Genomic DNA, 15,172 nt, shown 5'->3' with positions numbered 1-15,172 from the left:
AAGGAGGCGAACACTTTTGAGTACGGGATCCGGAGCACCTTCCGCCCCCGCACCGACCACCCCCACCACCCCTGGCCGCACCCGCAGATCCTCGATGTTCAGCTCGCTGAGGATCAGGAACTACCGGCTCTTCTTCCTCGGCCAGGTCGTCTCCAACACGGGCACCTGGATGCAGCGCATCGCCCAGGACTGGCTCGTGCTCAGCCTCACCGGTTCCTCCGCGGCCGTCGGCATCACGACGGCCCTGCAGTTCCTGCCGATGCTGCTGTTCGGTCTCTACGGTGGCGTCCTGGTCGACCGCCTCCCCAAGCGCCCCACCCTGCTCATCACCCAGACGTCCATGGCCGTCACGGGCCTCGCGCTCGCCGCGCTGACCCTCACCGGTCACGTCCAGGTCTGGCACGTCTACGTCGCCGCCTTCGCGGTCGGCCTCGCCACGGTGGTCGACAACCCGGCCCGGCAGTCCTTCGTCTCCGAGATGGTAGGCCCCGAGCAACTGCAGAACGCGGTCAGCCTGAACTCCGCGAACTTCCAGTCCGCCCGCCTGGTCGGCCCCGCCGTCGCCGGACTCATGATCACCGGCGTGGGCACCGGCTGGGCGTTCCTCTTCAACGGCCTGTCCTTCGTCGCCCCGCTCGCCGGCCTGCTGCTGATGCGCGCCCGTGAGCTGCACGTGATCGAGCGCGCGCCGCGCGGCAAGGGTCAGCTGCGGGAGGGGCTGCGCTATGTCGCCGGCCGCCCCGAGCTGATCTGGCCGATCGTCCTGGTCGGCTTCATCGGCACCTTCGGCTTCAACTTCCCGGTGTGGCTGTCGGCATACGCGGACGACGTGTTCCACGCCGGTGCCGGCGCCTACAGCCTCTTCAACACGCTGATGGCCGTCGGCTCCCTCGGCGGCGCACTGCTGGCCGCCCGCCGCGGCACGGCCCGCCTGCGCGTCCTGATCGCCGCGGCCGTGGCCTTCGGCGCGCTGGAGACCGTCGCCGCGCTGGCCCCGTCGTACTGGCTGTTCGCGCTGCTCATGGTCCCGATCGGGATCTTCGGCCTGACCGTCAACGTCACGGCGAACACCGCCGTGCAGATGGCCACCGACCCGGCCATGCGCGGCCGGGTGATGGCCCTGTTCATGATGGTGTTCATGGGCGGTACGCCGCTCGGTGCCCCGGTCGTCGGCTGGATCACCGACACCTACGGCCCCCGGGTCGGCTTCGCCCTCGGCGGCATCATCTCCGCCGTCGCGGCCGCCTCCATCGGACTGGTCCTCGCCCGCATCGGCGGTCTGCGTCTGGCGGTGGGCTGGCACCACGGCCACCCGCAGCTGCGGTTCGTGCCGAGGGAGCGGGAGCAGCTGGCGACCGCGGCCTGACCGGCCCGCCCCGGGGGGTCCTACAGGACCCTCCGGGCCAGCACCTGCCCCGGCCACTGGTCCTCGCCGACGGTGAAGGACTCGGTCGGGAGGAAGCCGTTGCGCTCGTAGAAGGCGACCAGTTTGCGGTCGCCGCCCCCGTAGCAGTCGACGCGGAGCAGCGAGATCCCGGCCCGGCGGGTCTCCTCGGCCGCGTGGGCGAGGAGCGCCGCACCGGTGCCGTGGCCCTTGAAGCGGCGGTCGGAGGCGAGGATGTGGATGTAGCGCTCGGGCTCGTCGGCGGGCTGCAGATAGGGGCCCGGGGCGTCGGTGAGGGTGAGCGTGGCCGCCGGGACGCCCTCGTACTCGGCGATGTACGGTGCGCCCTCGGTGACGTACCGGGTGATCATGGCCACCGCTCTGGGGTTCTCCGACCAGGGAGTGGTGCCCCACTGCCGGGTGCGCCCCTGTGCCACGAGCCACTCGACGCCACTGTCGAACATGCCGAGGATCGCGGGGACGTCGTCCGGCCCGCCCTCCCGGATGGTGATCTTCCCGTTCGTGTCCATGCCCCCGATCATCCCCGGCAGAGCGCCTCGGAGCAGCCGCTTGCCGCACCGCGGGCGGCTGGCCGGGTGATCCGTTCCCTGGAAGGGTGAACGGCATGAGACTCTTCGCCGCCGTGCTGCCTCCTCAGGACGTGACGAACGAACTCGCCGCAGAGGTGGCTCTGTTGCGCGGGCTGCCCGGCGCCGACGGGCTGCGCTGGACCGGCCGCCCCGGCTGGCACTTCACGCTCGCCTTCTACGGCGAGGTCGACGACGAGCTCGTACCCGGTCTGTCGGACCGGCTGGAGCGCGCGGCCCACCGCACCGCCCCCTTCCCCCTCGCCGTCCGCGGCGGCGGGCAGTTCGGGCACGGGCGGGCCCTGTGGGCGGGCGCCTCCGGTGATCTGGAGACCCTCCGCCTGCTGGCCGACCGTGCGGAGTCGGCGGCGCGGAAGGCGGGCGTGCCGATGGGGGAGCACCGGCGGTACAAGGCCCACCTGACGGTGGCGCGAAGCCGGCAGGCCGTCGACGTACGGCCGTACGTCGACGGCCTCCGCGATTTCACGAGCCGCACCTGGACCGTCGCCGACCTGGTTCTGGTGTGCAGCAACCTGCCCAGGTCCGGAGTGCCCGGGGAACAGCCCCGGTACGAGGCGGTCGCCCGCTGGGCTCTCGGCGGGGCCGGTTAGGCTCGGACACGTGGACCCAAAAACCCGGAACCGGATCATGGCCGGTGTGCTCGTGCTGATGTTTGTGGTGGTTGCCCTGTCGGCGGCGGTCAGGTAGAGGCCCCGCCGGGCGCCGGGGGACTGCTGCCCGCCGGCGGCTGTGGGCCGCGTGCGGCCGGTCGCAGTTCACCGGCGCCCCTGGGCGGAGCGTTGCTCCGGCACTACCAGGCGAAGGCCTCCGGGGACGGACCCGGGCCCGGGAAGATCTCGTCCAGGCCCGCCAGCAGCTCCTCGCTCAGCTCCAGCTCCACGGCCCGCAGAGCCGACTCCAGCTGTTCGCCGGTGCGCGGGCCGACGATCGGGCCGGTCACGCCGGGCCGGGTGAGCAGCCAGGCCAGAGCGGCCTCGCCGGGCTCCACACCGTGCTTGTCGAGCAGGTCCTCGTAGGACTGGATCTGCGCGCGGATGGTGGTGTTGGCGAGCGAGTCGGCGGCCCGGCCGGAGGCACGCCGCCCGCCCTGCGCCTCCTTCTTGATCACTCCGCCGAGCAGTCCGCCGTGCAGCGGCGACCAGGGGATGACCCCCAGCCCGTACTCCTGCGCGGCCGGAACGACCTCCATCTCGGCCCGCCGCTCGGCGAGGTTGTACAGGCACTGCTCGCTGACCAGCCCGATGGTGCCGCCTCGCCGGGCGGCGATCTCGTTGGCCTGGGCGATCTTGTAACCGGGGAAGTTGCTCGATCCGACGTAAAGGATCTTGCCCTGCTGCACGAGGACGTCGATGGCCTGCCAGATCTCCTCGAAGGGGGTGCGGCGGTCGACGTGGTGGAACTGGTAGACATCGATGTAGTCGGTCTGCAGACGCTTCAGGCTGGCGTCCACGGCACGCCGGATGTTCAGGGCGGACAGCTTGTCGTGGTTGGGCCAGGCATCGCCGTCGGCGGCCATGTTCCCGTACACCTTGGTGGCCAGAACGACCTTGTCGCGCCGGTCCCCGCCCTTGGCGAACCAGTTGCCGATGATGCTCTCGGTCCGGCCCTTGTTCTCACCCCAGCCGTACACGTTCGCGGTGTCGAAGAAGTTGATGCCCGCGTCCAGCGCCGCGTCCATGATCGCGTGACTGTCGGCTTCGTCGGTCTGCGGGCCGAAGTTCATGGTGCCGAGGACGAGTCGGCCGACCTTGAGTCCCGTGCGTCCTAGCTGTGTGTACTTCATGGTCCACAAGCCAACGGCTTGGAGTGGGCTCTAGGCAAGCAGTTGCCGGGTCAGTCGTGGGGGAAGTCGTCGGTTTTGAGGATGAGGTCGGCCACCGTGCCGGTCAGATCGATGTCGGTGCCGAAGTCCACCGGTGTCCTCTGTTCGTAGTCGCCGTCCTTGGGATCGGTGTAGACGAAGCACCGCCCCTGGTAGGGATCGGCGATGACGTATACGGGGACCTCGGCGACCGCGTAGGCGGTCCTCTTCGGGCCGTAGTCGTTGGCGGCCGTGCCCTGGGAGATGACCTCGGCGACGAACCTCACGTCCTGGTACCGCCAGTGGCCTTCGTCGTCCGCCTTCGCCGAGTCGCTGAGCATGGCGACGTCCGGGCAGAACCCGTTCTCGTGGCCCGGGAAGTCGATCCGGACGTCCGAGAACGCCGTGACCTCCCTTCCGAACCTGTCCTCAAGGGCCCATAGGATCCGGCGGATGATCTGCCAATGCGTGTTCCGCTGCGGCGTCATGTGGACGTTGCCCCCGACGATCTCGACCCTGAATCCTTCGGGGACGGGCATCCGCTCAAGGCGCTCGAACCACTCGTCCAAACGCTTGGTGTTGGCGTCAGCCATCTCGATCCTGTCTGCAAGGACGGTCATCGTGGCGCTCCTCCCCGGCTGCCCATGGACATGTGCAGCCGCGCAGTACAACGATACGCACAGTGACCAGGAGGCGTCGGAATCAAGTCACCTTGTTCCAGCCGCGTACGCCTGTCCGACTCCCCACGCCTCCCACATCGCCCCCGCGAACGCCTCCGCGATCCGGTGCTCCCCGCTCGCGTTGGGATGCGTCCCGTCGTAGGTGTCGCCGTGGATGTCGTACGACTCCGGGGGCGAGGCCAGCAGGATCGGCGACCGGGGCTCGTCCAGGTCGGCGGCCGCCTTGGCGAGCAGGACGTTGAACCGGTCCACCTGTTCGGCGAAGGGCGCGTCCGCCGCCGCCCGGATGTTCGGGATCACCGGCAGCAGCACCATGCGGATGCGCGGGGCGGCCTCACGGGCGCCGGCGACGAAGGCTCGTACGTTCTCCGCCGTCTGCTCGGCGTTCGTGTAGAAGCCCAGGTCGATCAGGCCGAGGGAGACGAGCAGCACATCGGCCCTGTGGTTGCGTACCGCCTCCCCGATCAGCGGAGCCATGTGCAGCCAGCCCTCGCCCCAGCCGGCCAGATGGGAGCGGGGGAAGTCGGGTTCGGCGTACGCGTACGACGTCGGTGCCCCGGCGGTCTTGTCGTACAGCTCCTCCCGCGGGCCGACAAAGGTGAACGGATCGCCGAACGACTCGCACAGGTGCCGCCACAGCCGGTAACGCCACGTGTGTTCGCCCGCGCTCCCGATCGTCATGGAGTCACCTACGGGCATGAACCTGAGCATCCGCTCATCATGGACGATCACGGGGGCGTCCGGGGTGTGAGGCCCACCACGCCCGTGAACACCCCGCCGGGATGGCAGGCTTGGTGCATGCGCCGACCGTTCGCCCTGCTCGCCGGGGTCCTGCTCGCGGGGGCCTGTGCGCTGCCCGCCTCCGCCGCCGACGGTGACAGTCCCGGTGATCAGGGGTTCACCATCAAGGACCCCCGGATCGCCGAGTCCAGCGGCCTGGCCGCCTCCCGTCTGCACCCCGGCATCTACTGGACGCACAACGACAGCGACGACGGCCCGTACCTCTACGCCGTCGACAGCCGGACCGGGAAGACCGTCGCCACGGTGACCCTGCGCGGGGTCGGTTCCCCGCGCGATGTGGAGGCCATCTCCATCGGGCCGGACAACCAGATCTACGTCGGCGACATTGGAGACAACCTCGACGGCACCTGGCCCTACGTCTGGATCTACCGGCTGCCCGAGCCGAAGGTGCTCAAGAACCAGACGGTGACCGCCACGCAGTACGTCGTGAAGTACTCCGACGGAGCGCGGAACGCCGAGTCGCTGATCGTCCATCCCAGGACCGGGCGGGTCTACATCATCGACAAGAAGGAGGACGGCGGGCATCTGTTCGAAGGGCCCGCGAGCCTCTCCACCTCGGGCGCGAACATCTTCAGACCCGTCGCCACCGTCGACCTCTGGGCCACCGACGCCGCCTTCTCGCCGAACGGCCGACAGCTCGTGGTCCGGGGGTACTTCGGCGGCATCTACTACGACTGGAACGGCGGGAAGATCAAGCGGGAAGGGCGGCTCGACGTGCCCCTGCAGGGCCAGGGGGAGTCGGTCTCGTACTCCGCCGACGGCACCAAGCTGATGTACGGCAGCGAGGGGGCGGGCAGTTCGGTGGAGGCACAGGACGCGCCGGGCGGGGGTTCGAGCAAGTCGCCTTCCGGCGGCGGGAGTTCGGCCTCCGGTGGCAGCGGCGGGGCCGGCGGCAGCGGGAGTTTCAAGGTCGGTGCCGTCATCGTCGCCGTCGGCGCGGTCGCTCTCTTCGGGCTTCGGCGGCTGCGGCGCCGGAGCTGAACCGGCGCCGGCACGGGAAGAGGGCGCCCGGTGGAGCACCGGGCGCCCTCATGCTCGTACCCGAAGGGTCAGAGCTTCTCGATCACGTGGTCGACGCACTTCGTCAGCGCCTCGACGTCCGCCGGGTCGATCGCCGGGAACATCGCGATGCGCAGCTGGTTGCGGCCGAGCTTGCGGTACGGCTCGGTGTCCACGATGCCGTTGGCGCGCAGCACCTTGGCGACGGCGGACGCGTCGATCTCGTCGGAGAAGTCGATCGTGCCGATGACCTGCGAGCGCTTGGCCGGGTCGGCGACGAACGGGGTGGCGTACTTGGACTCCTCCGCCCAGCTGTACAGGCGGGTCGAAGAGTCCTTGGTGCGGGCCGTGGAGAAGGCCAGGCCGCCCTGGCCGTTGAGCCACTCCAGCTGCTGGCCCAGCAGGAAGAGGGTGGCGAGGGCCGGGGTGTTGTACGTCTGGTTCTTGCGGGAGTTGTCGATCGCCGTGGGGAGGCTGAAGAACTCCGGGACGTGGCGGCCGGAGGCGTGGATCCGCTCGGCGCGCTCGATCGCGGCCGGGGAGAAGACGCCGATCCACAGGCCGCCGTCGGAGGCGAAGGACTTCTGCGGGGCGAAGTAGTAGACGTCGGTCTCGGCGATGTCGACCGGGAGGCCGCCGGCGCCGGAGGTGGCGTCCACGAGGACGAGCGCGCCCTCGTCGGCATCGGCCACGCGCTTGATCGGCATGGCGACACCGGTGGAGGTCTCGTTGTGGGTGAAGGCGTAGACGTCGACGCCCGCCTCGGCCTGCGCCTCGGGGTGGCTGCCGGGGTCGCTGGCGATGACCGTGGGCTCCGCCAGCCAGGGGGCGAGCTTGGCCGCCTTGGCGAACTTCGAGGAGAACTCGCCGAAGCTGAGGTGCTGGGACTTGTTCTCGATCAGGCCGTGGGTGGCGATGTCCCAGAAGGCGGTGGACCCGCCGTTGCCGAGGACGACCTCGTAACCCTCGGGGAGGGAGAACAGGGAGCTGATGCCTTCGCGGACCTGGCCCACCAGGTTCTTGACCGGGGCCTGGCGGTGGGAGGTGCCGAGCAGGGAGCTTCCGGTCGCGGCGAGGGCGTCGAGCGCCTCGGTGCGCACCTTGGAGGGGCCCGCGCCGAATCGTCCGTCGGCGGGCTTGATGTCAGCGGGAATCTGAATGTCGGCCACGAGACGGAGGGTATCGGCTGTGCGAAACGGGACGGGGCCGTGTCCGTCCGATGAGACGAGATCGCCGAGCCATGGACTTGTGAGGTTGTACGACGAATTTGCGAGGTTGTGGAAAACTCGCGGTGACTGTGTGTGAGCGGATGCATCCTGGAGGCATGACGGATCTCTCGGACCTCTCGGATCTCTCGGGCATCGAGGCGGAACTCCGTGGGCTCGTCCGGGGTGAGGTCGCCTTCGACGTCACCGCCCGGGCGCTCGTGACCATGGACGCGTCGAACTACCGACGGGTCCCGGCGGGCGTGGTGGCCCCGCGGGACGCGGACGACGTGGCGGCGGTGCTGGAGGTGTGCCGCGCACGCGGAGTGCCGGTGGTGGCGCGCGGCGGGGGCACGTCGATCGCGGGGCAGGCGACCGGCACGGGCGTGGTGCTGGACTTCACCCGGCACATGAACGGCCTGCTGGAGCTGGATCCGGTCACCCGCACGGCCGTCGTCCAGCCGGGGCTCGTCCTCGACCGCCTCCAGGAGGCCGCCGCCCCGCACGGCCTGCGCTTCGGCCCCGACCCGTCCACCCACAGCCGGTGCACGCTCGGCGGGATGATCGGCAACAACTCGTGCGGCTCCCACTCCGTCGCCTGGGGGACCACGGCGGACAGTGTGCGGGAGCTGTCCGTCATCACCGCGCGTGGGCAGCTGCTGCGGCCCGGGCAGGACTGGGCGGGCGCCCCGGACGGGCTGCGCGCCCTGGCGGAGGGCGAACTGGCCCGTCTGCGCACCGGCTTCCCCGACCTGCCCCGGCGTATCTCCGGGTACGCCCTCGATGCCCTGCTGCCCGAGAGGGGCGCCGACGTCGCCCGCTCCTTCTGCGGCTCCGAGGGCACCCTCGGCATCCTCACCGAGGCGGTCGTACGGCTGGTGGAGGCCCCGCGCGCGCGTGCCCTCGCGGTGCTGGGCTACGGCGACGAGAGCGGCGCCGCGGAGGCCGCCGCCGGACTCCTGCCGCTCGGGCCGCTGACGGTGGAGGGCATGGCGGCCGACCTGGTGCGCTCGCCGGCCGGGCTGCCCGAGGGCGGTGCCTGGCTGTTCGTGGAGACCGGCGGGGAGACGGCGGCCGAGGCACGCGCGCGTGCGGAGGCGATCGTCCGCGCGGCCGACGTCGTCGACTCCCTGGTGGTGACGGACCCGGCCGCCCAGCGCGCCCTGTGGCGCATCCGCGAGGACGCGAGCGGTACGGCGACCCGGATGCCGGACGGCAGCGAGGCCTGGCCCGGCTGGGAGGACTGCGCGGTGCCGCCCGCCCGGCTCGGCGCCTACCTGCGCGACTTCCGCACCCTGCTCACCGCCCACGGCCTGCGCGGCACTCCGTACGGCCACTTCGGTGACGGCTGCATCCATGTCCGCATCGACTTCGATCTGCTCACCGAGGCGGGCGTCGGCCGCTTCCGGCGCTTCTCCGAGGAACTGGCCGACCTGGTCGTGGCCCACGGCGGCTCGCTGTCCGGGGAGCACGGCGACGGCCAGGCCCGAGCGGAGCTGCTGCCACGGATGTACGGCACACAGACGGTAGGGCTCTTCGAGCGGGCCAAGGCGGTCTGGGACCCCGACGATCTGCTCAACCCCGGCATGCTGGTCCGCCCGGCCCCGCTGGACGCCGGCCTCCGCTTCGCCGTCCTGCCCCGCCGCCCGGTGGACGTGGCCTTCGGCTACCCGGCCGACGACGGCGACTTCCGCGCGGCCGTCCGCCGCTGCGTCGGCGTCGCCAAGTGCCGTACGACCACGGCGACCGGGTCCGCCGTGATGTGCCCCTCCTACCGGGCGACCGGCGAGGAGGAGCACTCCACGCGCGGGCGGGCCCGGCTGCTGCACGAGATGCTCGCGGGCGAACTGGTCACGGACGGCTGGCGCTCCACGGAGGTCCGGGACGCGCTGGATCTGTGCCTGTCCTGCAAGGGCTGCCGCTCGGACTGCCCGGTCGGCGTCGACATGGCCACCTACAAGGCCGAGTTCCTGCACCACCACTACCAGGGCAGGCGCCGCCCGGCCGCCCACTACTCCATGGGCCGGCTGCCGGTCTGGCTGCGCTGGGTGGCACGGACGCGCACGGCGCCGCTGCTCAACGGGCTCGCGTCCGTCGGCCTGTTGGCGCGGGCCGGGAAACGGCTGGGCGGAATCGAGCCGGAGCGGGAGATCCCCCGGGTGGCGACGCGGACGTTCAGCCGCTGGTGGCGGCGGCGGAAGCGGAGCACCACGGGAGACCTGCTCGTGCTGTGGCCCGACACCTTCACCGAGCACCTCTCGCCCTCGGTCGGGCAGGCGGCCGTACGGGTGCTGGAGGCCGCCGGGCTCCGGGTGGCGCTGCCACCGTCCCGGCCGTTCGGAGGCGGGGTCTGCTGCGGCCTGACCTACGTCTCCACCGGCCAGCTCGACCGGGCCCGCGCGGTGCTGCGCCGCACGCTCGACCTGATGGAACCGGCGCTGCGCAGGGGCGTCCCGGTCGTCGTCCTGGAGCCGAGCTGTGCGGCGGCCCTCCGCGCCGACCTCCCGGAGCTGCTGCACGACGACCCGCGCGCGGCCCGGCTGGCGTCGGCGGTCCTCACCTTCGCCGAGGCGCTCGAGCGGCACGCCCCCGACTGGACCCCGCCGGCCGTGGACCGCCCGGTCGCCGGGCAGACCCACTGCCACCAGCACGCCGTGCTGGGCGACACCGCGGACCGCGCACTGCGCGCGTCCGCGGGCCTGACCGGCGAGCTGAGCGGCGGCTGCTGCGGCCTGGCGGGCAACTTCGGTTTTGAGAAAGGGCACTTCGAGGTGTCGACGGCCTGCGCGGAGGAACAGCTGCTGCCGTCGGTGCGGGAAGCACCCGAGGAGGCGGTGATCCTGGCGGACGGCTTCTCGTGCCGTACGCAGCTGCGGCAGCTGGCCGGGGTGCGGGGGCGGCACCTGGCGGAGGTGCTGGCGGAAGGACTGGACGGGAATCGGGGTTGACGAAGTGACCGACGAACACGGCCGTTTGGCAGTCCTCTCGGACATCCACGGCGTGCTGCCCGCTCTGGAGGCGGTCCTGGCGGAGCCCGAGGTGGCCGCGGCCGACCGGATCGTCCTCACCGGGGACATCACGGCGGGCCCACAGCCGTCCGAGGTGCTGGACCTGCTGCGCGAGCAGGGCGACCGCGTGCTGTGGGTCGGCGGGAACGCGGACCGGGAACTGGTGGAGTACCGGCGGGGCGAGCGGACGGAGATTCCGGACCCCATCGGCCCGTTCGCGGCGCAGGCACTCCGCGCGGACCAGGTGGACTTTCTCGCCGCACTCCCCAGAACCCTCACCCTCGACGTCCGCGGCCTCGGCAAGGTCCTGTTCTGCCACGCCACCCCGCGCGACGACGAGGAGGTGGTGCTGGTCGACTCCCGCCCCGAGCGCTGGACCGAGGTCCTCACCGGCCTCGACCCCGGCATCGGCACGGTGGTCTGCGGCCACACCCACATGCCGTACATCCGTCTGGCCAACGGCCGCCTGGTGGTCAACCCGGGCAGCGTCGGCATGCCGTACGGCCGCCCGGGCGCCCACTGGTGCCTCCTCGGACCGGGAGCCGACCTGCGGGTGACGCCGTACGACGTACCGGCTGCGGTGGCCCGGCTGGTGCGCGAGTGCGCCTACCCGGACATCGCGGAGTGGGCCGAGTACTTCCTGTATGCCCGGGCGACGGACACGGAGGTGCTGAGGGTGTTCGGGCCGGGGGACGGGAGGTGACTCCGCAACCGGCTGCTGCACAGGGCGCTCGACCTCTGCATGGCCCGGCGCTGAGCCCGCGGATTTGCCAGGTGGCTCTCAGGTTCACCAGAGAATTCTCAGCCCAGGGGCCCTCTCTCAGGAATCACCAAGGAACTCCAAGGTATTCACAGCGCCCCTTTGCCATTTTTGCCGTTCGGCGGCGTGGATGGCGTGTAGGTTCTTCGACATCGGGTTCCGGACGCGGAATTCCAGGACCATAGAACTGCGAAACACTAGGAGTCGGAATGAGCTTCAAGAAGCTGGCCCCGCTGCCCCCCAAGCCCAAGTCGAAGCAGCTCCCGCCGCCCCCGAAGCCGAAGCCGAAGAAGCACGCGCACAAGCCGCTGCCCAAGCCGCTGCCCGGCCAGGGCCACTGATCCGGCGCTGAGCAGAAAGGGGTCGACGGTGCACCGTCGACCCCTTTTCTCATGAGTTCTTTGATTTCGACGGGGTGGGTGAAAGGAAGCGGAGGAAGCGAATATGGAAATCGATGAGGGTGCGGAACTCGAATACGAGGACACCCCGACCATTCCCGCCCGCACCGCGTTCCGCCGTTTCTGGCCGCTGACCAGGGGACTGCGCCGCTGGCTGCTCCTCGTCTGGGTGTGCACGGTGCTTGCCGCGCTCGCGGAGACCGAGGCGATCCTGCTCTTCAGCGACCTCACCGACCATGCCCTGCAGCAGGGTTCGCTCGGCGCGTTCTGGAGTCCGGCCGTGCAGTGGCTGGGCATTGCCGTGGTCGGCGCGCTGGTCGCGTACGCGGGCAACTCCCTCGCCGCGTGGGCGACCGAGCGCTTTGTGATGCGGCTGCGCGAGCATGTCTTCGACCATGTGCAGCAGCTGCCCCCGCACTTCTTCCAGCGCCACCGCCAGGGCGATCTGCTCTCCCGTCTGACCAGCGACGTCGAAGCGATCGAGACGATGGTCGTGTCCGGTCTCGTGGGCGCCGCCTCGGCGGTCTTCTCCGCCCTCTTCTACGCGGCCGCCGCGTTCTGGCTGCGCTGGGACCTGGCCGCCGCCACCTTCGTCCTCGCCCCCCTGTTCTGGCTGGCCGCCCGCCGCTTCTCCGGTTCCATCAAGGACGTCTCCCGCGAGGGCCGGGTCGCCGACGGCGCGATCACCTCCGTCGTCGAGGAGTCCCTCGGCAACATCGTGCTCACCCAGGCCTACGGCCGCCGGGACGCCGAGCGCCGGCGGCTGCGCGAGGAGGCGAACGCCTGGTTCCGCGCCTCCGTCCGCTCGACCCGGCTCAACGAGGCCTATGAGCAGCTCGTCCAGGTCATCGAGACGGTCTGCGTGCTCGCCGTGATCGGCATCGGCGCCTGGGAGATCTCCACCGGCCGGATGACGCTCGGCCAGCTCCTCGCCTTCGCCGCGTTTCTCGGCTACCTCTACCCGCCGGTGCGGGGCCTGGCCCAGCTCGGGCTCACGGTCACCGCGGCCACGGCGGGCGCCGAGCGGCTGATCGAGATCCTGGACGTGAGGCCTTCGGTCACCGACCCACGGCAGGGCCCGGAGACCGGCCGCCCGGACGGCACGGTCGAGGTCCGGGACGTCACCTTCCGCTACCCGGGCGCCGAGGGGACGGCCCTCGAAGGCCTGTCCTTCACCGTCAGTCCCGGCGAACTGGTGATCATCACCGGTCCGAGCGGTGCCGGAAAGTCCACGGTCTCCAAGCTCCTGCTCCGCTTCTACGACCCGGACGCCGGCGAGATCCTGCTGGACGGCGTACCCCTGCGCGACTTCCCGCTGGCCCGCCTGCGCGAGTACGTGACGCTGCTCCCGCAGGAGACCCTGGTGCTGCACGACACGGTCCGCGCCAACATTGCCTGCGGCCGGCCCGGCGCCAGCGACCGGGCGATCGAGGAGGCCGCGCGGGCGGCCGACGCGCACGACTTCATCGTCCGGCTCCCCGAGGGCTACGACACCGGGGTCGACCCCAACTCGGCCCGGCTGTCCGGCGGCCAGCTCCAGCGCCTCGCCGTCGCCCGTGCGATTCTGCGCGACGCTCCGGTCCTGGTGCTGGACGAGCCGACGACCGGCCTGGACGCCATGGCCGCCCGCCGGGTGGTCAAGCCGCTGCGCCGGCTGATGACGGGCCGTACGACGATCATGATCACCCACGACCTCAACCTCGCCCCGGACGCCGACCGCATCCTCGTCGTGGACCGCGGGCGCATCGTCGAGACGGGCCGCCACGAGGAACTGCTCGCGCGGGGCGGGGCCTACGCGCGCCTGCACCGCTCGCAGAACAACGCGTCCATGGACACCGGCGAGCTGCGTCTGCCGCTGTTCGAGGAGGCACAGCCGCCCGCACCGCCGCCCGCGCCGGTGTACGAGTACGCGCCCGGCCACGGCCCGTACGGCTACGGCCCGTACGGCTACGGCTCGTCCGGCGACAGCCCGTACGGCGCCGAAACCACCGTCTGGCCCCAGCCTGTGTACGAGGCCCATGTGCCGGTCCCCGCCACACTTCCCGACGGCCGCCCCCTGTTCCGGGACGAGGAGCCCTGGACCGGCATGTGACCGCGCCGCATCTCACCATCCAGGACAGTTACATAAAGGGTTCACACTCCTGACGGAGTCTATTACCCTGGACTCGGTAGTACATCGAGATGAACAAGATCTGATCCGAGCCAGCCCCCAGGACCGCCCGTGAGCACCCCCAGCGCCACCGCCCCCTCGACGCAGCATGCGCCCGCATCCACCGGGGGCGCCCCGCGCCGCTTCGGCTCGTTCGGGCCCGTAGGGCTGGTGCTGGCCGGCGGCATCTCGGTCCAGTTCGGCGGGGCGCTCGCGGTCACCCTGATGCCGAGGGCCGGCGCGCTCGGCGTCGTCACCCTGCGGCTCCTCGCGGCGGCGGTGGTCCTCCTGCTGGTCTGCCGTCCCCGGCTGCGCGGCCACTCGCGCACCGACTGGGGCACGGTGGTCGTCTTCGGCATCACCATGGGCGCGATGAACGGCCTCTTCTACGAGGCGGTCGCCCGTATCCCGCTGGGCCCCGCGGTCACCCTCGAAGTCCTCGGCCCGCTGGCCCTGTCCGTCCTGGCGTCCCGCCGCGCGGTCAACGCCCTGTGGGCGGGTCTTGCTCTCGCGGGCGTCTTCCTGCTCGGCGGCGGAGGCTTCAGCGACCTCGACCCCCTAGGCGTCGCCTTCGCCCTGGGGGCCGGCGCCATGTGGGCGGCCTATATCGTCTTCAGCGCCCGTACGGGCCGCCGCTTCCCGCAGGCGGACGGACTCGCCCTCGCCATGGCGGTGGCGGCCCTGCTCTTCCTCCCCCTGGGCATCGCCGAGGCGGGCACCCGTCTCCTCGACCCCACCACCGTCGCGCTCGGCTCCGCGGTGGCCCTGCTCTCCTCGGTGCTGCCCTACACCCTCGAACTCCTGGCCCTGCGCCGCCTGCCCGCCCACACCTTCGCCGTCCTCATGAGCCTCGAACCGGCCATCGCCGCCACGGCCGGATTCTTCATCCTGGACCAGGCCCTGTCCGGCACGGAGGCCGCGGCGATCGCCCTGGTCATCGCGGCGAGCATCGGCGCGGTGCGCACCCAGGTGGGACGGGGGAAGGTGCCGCCCCTTCCGGCCGAGGGTCAGTAGCCGATCGGGCTCGGCGTCGGCCGGCCGGCTTCTCCCACACCGACACGTGCTGCCGGCTCTCGCCGGTGAACGGCTCCCGGGTCCAGCCGTCCCACCGCTCGCGCAGCCGCAGCCCCGCGAGCCGGGCCATCGGATTCAGCTCCGCCGGCGCCGGTCAGTGCTTGACCGACTCCACGAAGACGGACCAGGCGCCGGCGGGGAAGAGGAGTGCGGGGCCATGCTGGTTCTTGGAGTCGCGGATGGCTATGTGGGGCTTGAGGTCGGCGACCTCAAGGCATTCGCCTCCGGTTCCTCCGCTGTAGGAGGACTTATGCCAGGTGGCTGTGCCCAAAGGTGCGCACTCAACGCACTGGCCGCCCGTGTCG

At 71.3% G+C, this 15,172-nt stretch carries 14 protein-coding genes and 1 pseudogene; 8 read left to right on the top strand and 7 right to left on the bottom strand.

The window, feature by feature from the left end; all coding sequences use genetic code 11:
* Positions 1 to 16: 16 nt before the first annotated feature.
* Positions 17 to 1,366 carry an MFS transporter gene (locus ACIRU3_RS16065; RefSeq protein WP_404056569.1) on the top strand — a complete coding sequence of 450 codons (1,350 nt, stop codon included), beginning with the start codon at positions 17 to 19 and terminating at the stop codon, positions 1,364 to 1,366.
* A gap of 20 nt (positions 1,367 to 1,386) precedes the next feature.
* Here ACIRU3_RS16065 and ACIRU3_RS16060 read toward each other — a convergent pair whose 3' ends face one another.
* The gene (locus ACIRU3_RS16060) at positions 1,387 to 1,914 is read right to left on the bottom strand and encodes a GNAT family N-acetyltransferase (RefSeq protein ID WP_404056567.1); all 528 of its coding nucleotides are present in this window, start codon (positions 1,912 to 1,914) and stop codon (positions 1,387 to 1,389) included.
* 95 nt (positions 1,915 to 2,009) lie between these two features.
* On the opposite strand from ACIRU3_RS16060, the gene thpR reads away from it, so the two are divergent.
* Complete coding sequence (gene thpR / locus ACIRU3_RS16055) at positions 2,010 to 2,582, top strand: RNA 2',3'-cyclic phosphodiesterase (protein WP_404056565.1); 573 nt, start codon at positions 2,010 to 2,012, stop codon at positions 2,580 to 2,582.
* 200 nt (positions 2,583 to 2,782) lie between these two features.
* Here the strand turns inward: thpR and ACIRU3_RS16050 are convergent, their stop codons facing one another.
* From ACIRU3_RS16050 to ACIRU3_RS16040, 3 genes are all read right to left on the bottom strand, one after another.
* The gene (locus ACIRU3_RS16050; RefSeq protein ID WP_404056564.1) at positions 2,783 to 3,775 is read right to left on the bottom strand and encodes an aldo/keto reductase; all 993 of its coding nucleotides are present in this window, start codon (positions 3,773 to 3,775) and stop codon (positions 2,783 to 2,785) included.
* Between the two features lie 50 nt (positions 3,776 to 3,825).
* The gene (locus tag ACIRU3_RS16045; RefSeq protein ID WP_404056562.1) at positions 3,826 to 4,413 is read right to left on the bottom strand and encodes a Uma2 family endonuclease; all 588 of its coding nucleotides are present in this window, start codon (positions 4,411 to 4,413) and stop codon (positions 3,826 to 3,828) included.
* An 87-nt stretch (positions 4,414 to 4,500) separates the two neighbouring features.
* Entirely contained in the window at positions 4,501 to 5,184 is a 684-nt protein-coding gene (locus tag ACIRU3_RS16040) for a GDSL-type esterase/lipase family protein (protein WP_404056560.1), read from the bottom strand.
* Between the two features lie 87 nt (positions 5,185 to 5,271).
* On the opposite strand from ACIRU3_RS16040, the gene ACIRU3_RS16035 reads away from it, so the two are divergent.
* Positions 5,272 to 6,255: a WD40 repeat domain-containing protein gene (locus tag ACIRU3_RS16035; RefSeq protein WP_404056559.1), complete on the top strand. Its 984-nt coding sequence runs from the start codon at positions 5,272 to 5,274 to the stop codon at positions 6,253 to 6,255.
* A gap of 68 nt (positions 6,256 to 6,323) precedes the next feature.
* Here the strand turns inward: ACIRU3_RS16035 and serC are convergent, their stop codons facing one another.
* Complete coding sequence (gene serC / locus ACIRU3_RS16030) at positions 6,324 to 7,442, bottom strand: phosphoserine transaminase (RefSeq protein ID WP_404056557.1); 1,119 nt, start codon at positions 7,440 to 7,442, stop codon at positions 6,324 to 6,326.
* Positions 7,443 to 7,597: 155 nt separating this feature from the next.
* Here serC and ACIRU3_RS16025 point away from each other — a divergent pair, with 155 nt between their 5' ends.
* From ACIRU3_RS16025 to ACIRU3_RS16005, 5 genes are all read left to right on the top strand, one after another.
* On the top strand, positions 7,598 to 10,426 hold the full coding sequence (locus ACIRU3_RS16025; protein ID WP_404056555.1) for an FAD-binding and (Fe-S)-binding domain-containing protein: 2,829 nt from the start codon (positions 7,598 to 7,600) through the stop codon (positions 10,424 to 10,426).
* A 4-nt stretch (positions 10,427 to 10,430) separates the two neighbouring features.
* On the top strand, positions 10,431 to 11,189 hold the full coding sequence (locus ACIRU3_RS16020) for a metallophosphoesterase family protein (protein ID WP_404056553.1): 759 nt from the start codon (positions 10,431 to 10,433) through the stop codon (positions 11,187 to 11,189).
* Positions 11,190 to 11,455: 266 nt separating this feature from the next.
* The gene (locus ACIRU3_RS16015) at positions 11,456 to 11,587 is read left to right on the top strand and encodes a hypothetical protein (protein ID WP_362244567.1); all 132 of its coding nucleotides are present in this window, start codon (positions 11,456 to 11,458) and stop codon (positions 11,585 to 11,587) included.
* 103 nt (positions 11,588 to 11,690) lie between these two features.
* Positions 11,691 to 13,736, top strand: coding sequence for an ABC transporter ATP-binding protein (locus ACIRU3_RS16010; protein WP_404056550.1), 2,046 nt, complete (start codon positions 11,691 to 11,693; stop codon positions 13,734 to 13,736).
* 129 nt (positions 13,737 to 13,865) lie between these two features.
* On the top strand, positions 13,866 to 14,807 hold the full coding sequence (locus ACIRU3_RS16005; protein ID WP_404056548.1) for an EamA family transporter: 942 nt from the start codon (positions 13,866 to 13,868) through the stop codon (positions 14,805 to 14,807).
* Between the two features lie 22 nt (positions 14,808 to 14,829).
* Here the strand turns inward: ACIRU3_RS16005 and ACIRU3_RS16000 are convergent.
* Together ACIRU3_RS16000 and ACIRU3_RS15995 are read right to left on the bottom strand one after the other, a co-directional pair.
* Positions 14,830 to 14,955 (bottom strand): annotated as a pseudogene (locus tag ACIRU3_RS16000) (SAM-dependent methyltransferase); the annotation flags it as partial.
* Between the two features lie 6 nt (positions 14,956 to 14,961).
* Positions 14,962 to 15,138, bottom strand: coding sequence for a DUF397 domain-containing protein (locus tag ACIRU3_RS15995; RefSeq protein ID WP_404056918.1), 177 nt, complete (start codon positions 15,136 to 15,138; stop codon positions 14,962 to 14,964).
* Positions 15,139 to 15,172 lie beyond the last annotated feature (34 nt).

Source organism: Streptomyces sp. NPDC101151 (genome assembly GCF_044768335.1).
In the GTDB taxonomy this organism is placed as follows: Bacteria; Actinomycetota; Actinomycetes; order Streptomycetales; family Streptomycetaceae; genus Streptomyces.
The sequence above is the reverse complement of the archived record's forward strand: the minus strand, read 5'-3'. Positions and strand labels throughout refer to the sequence as shown.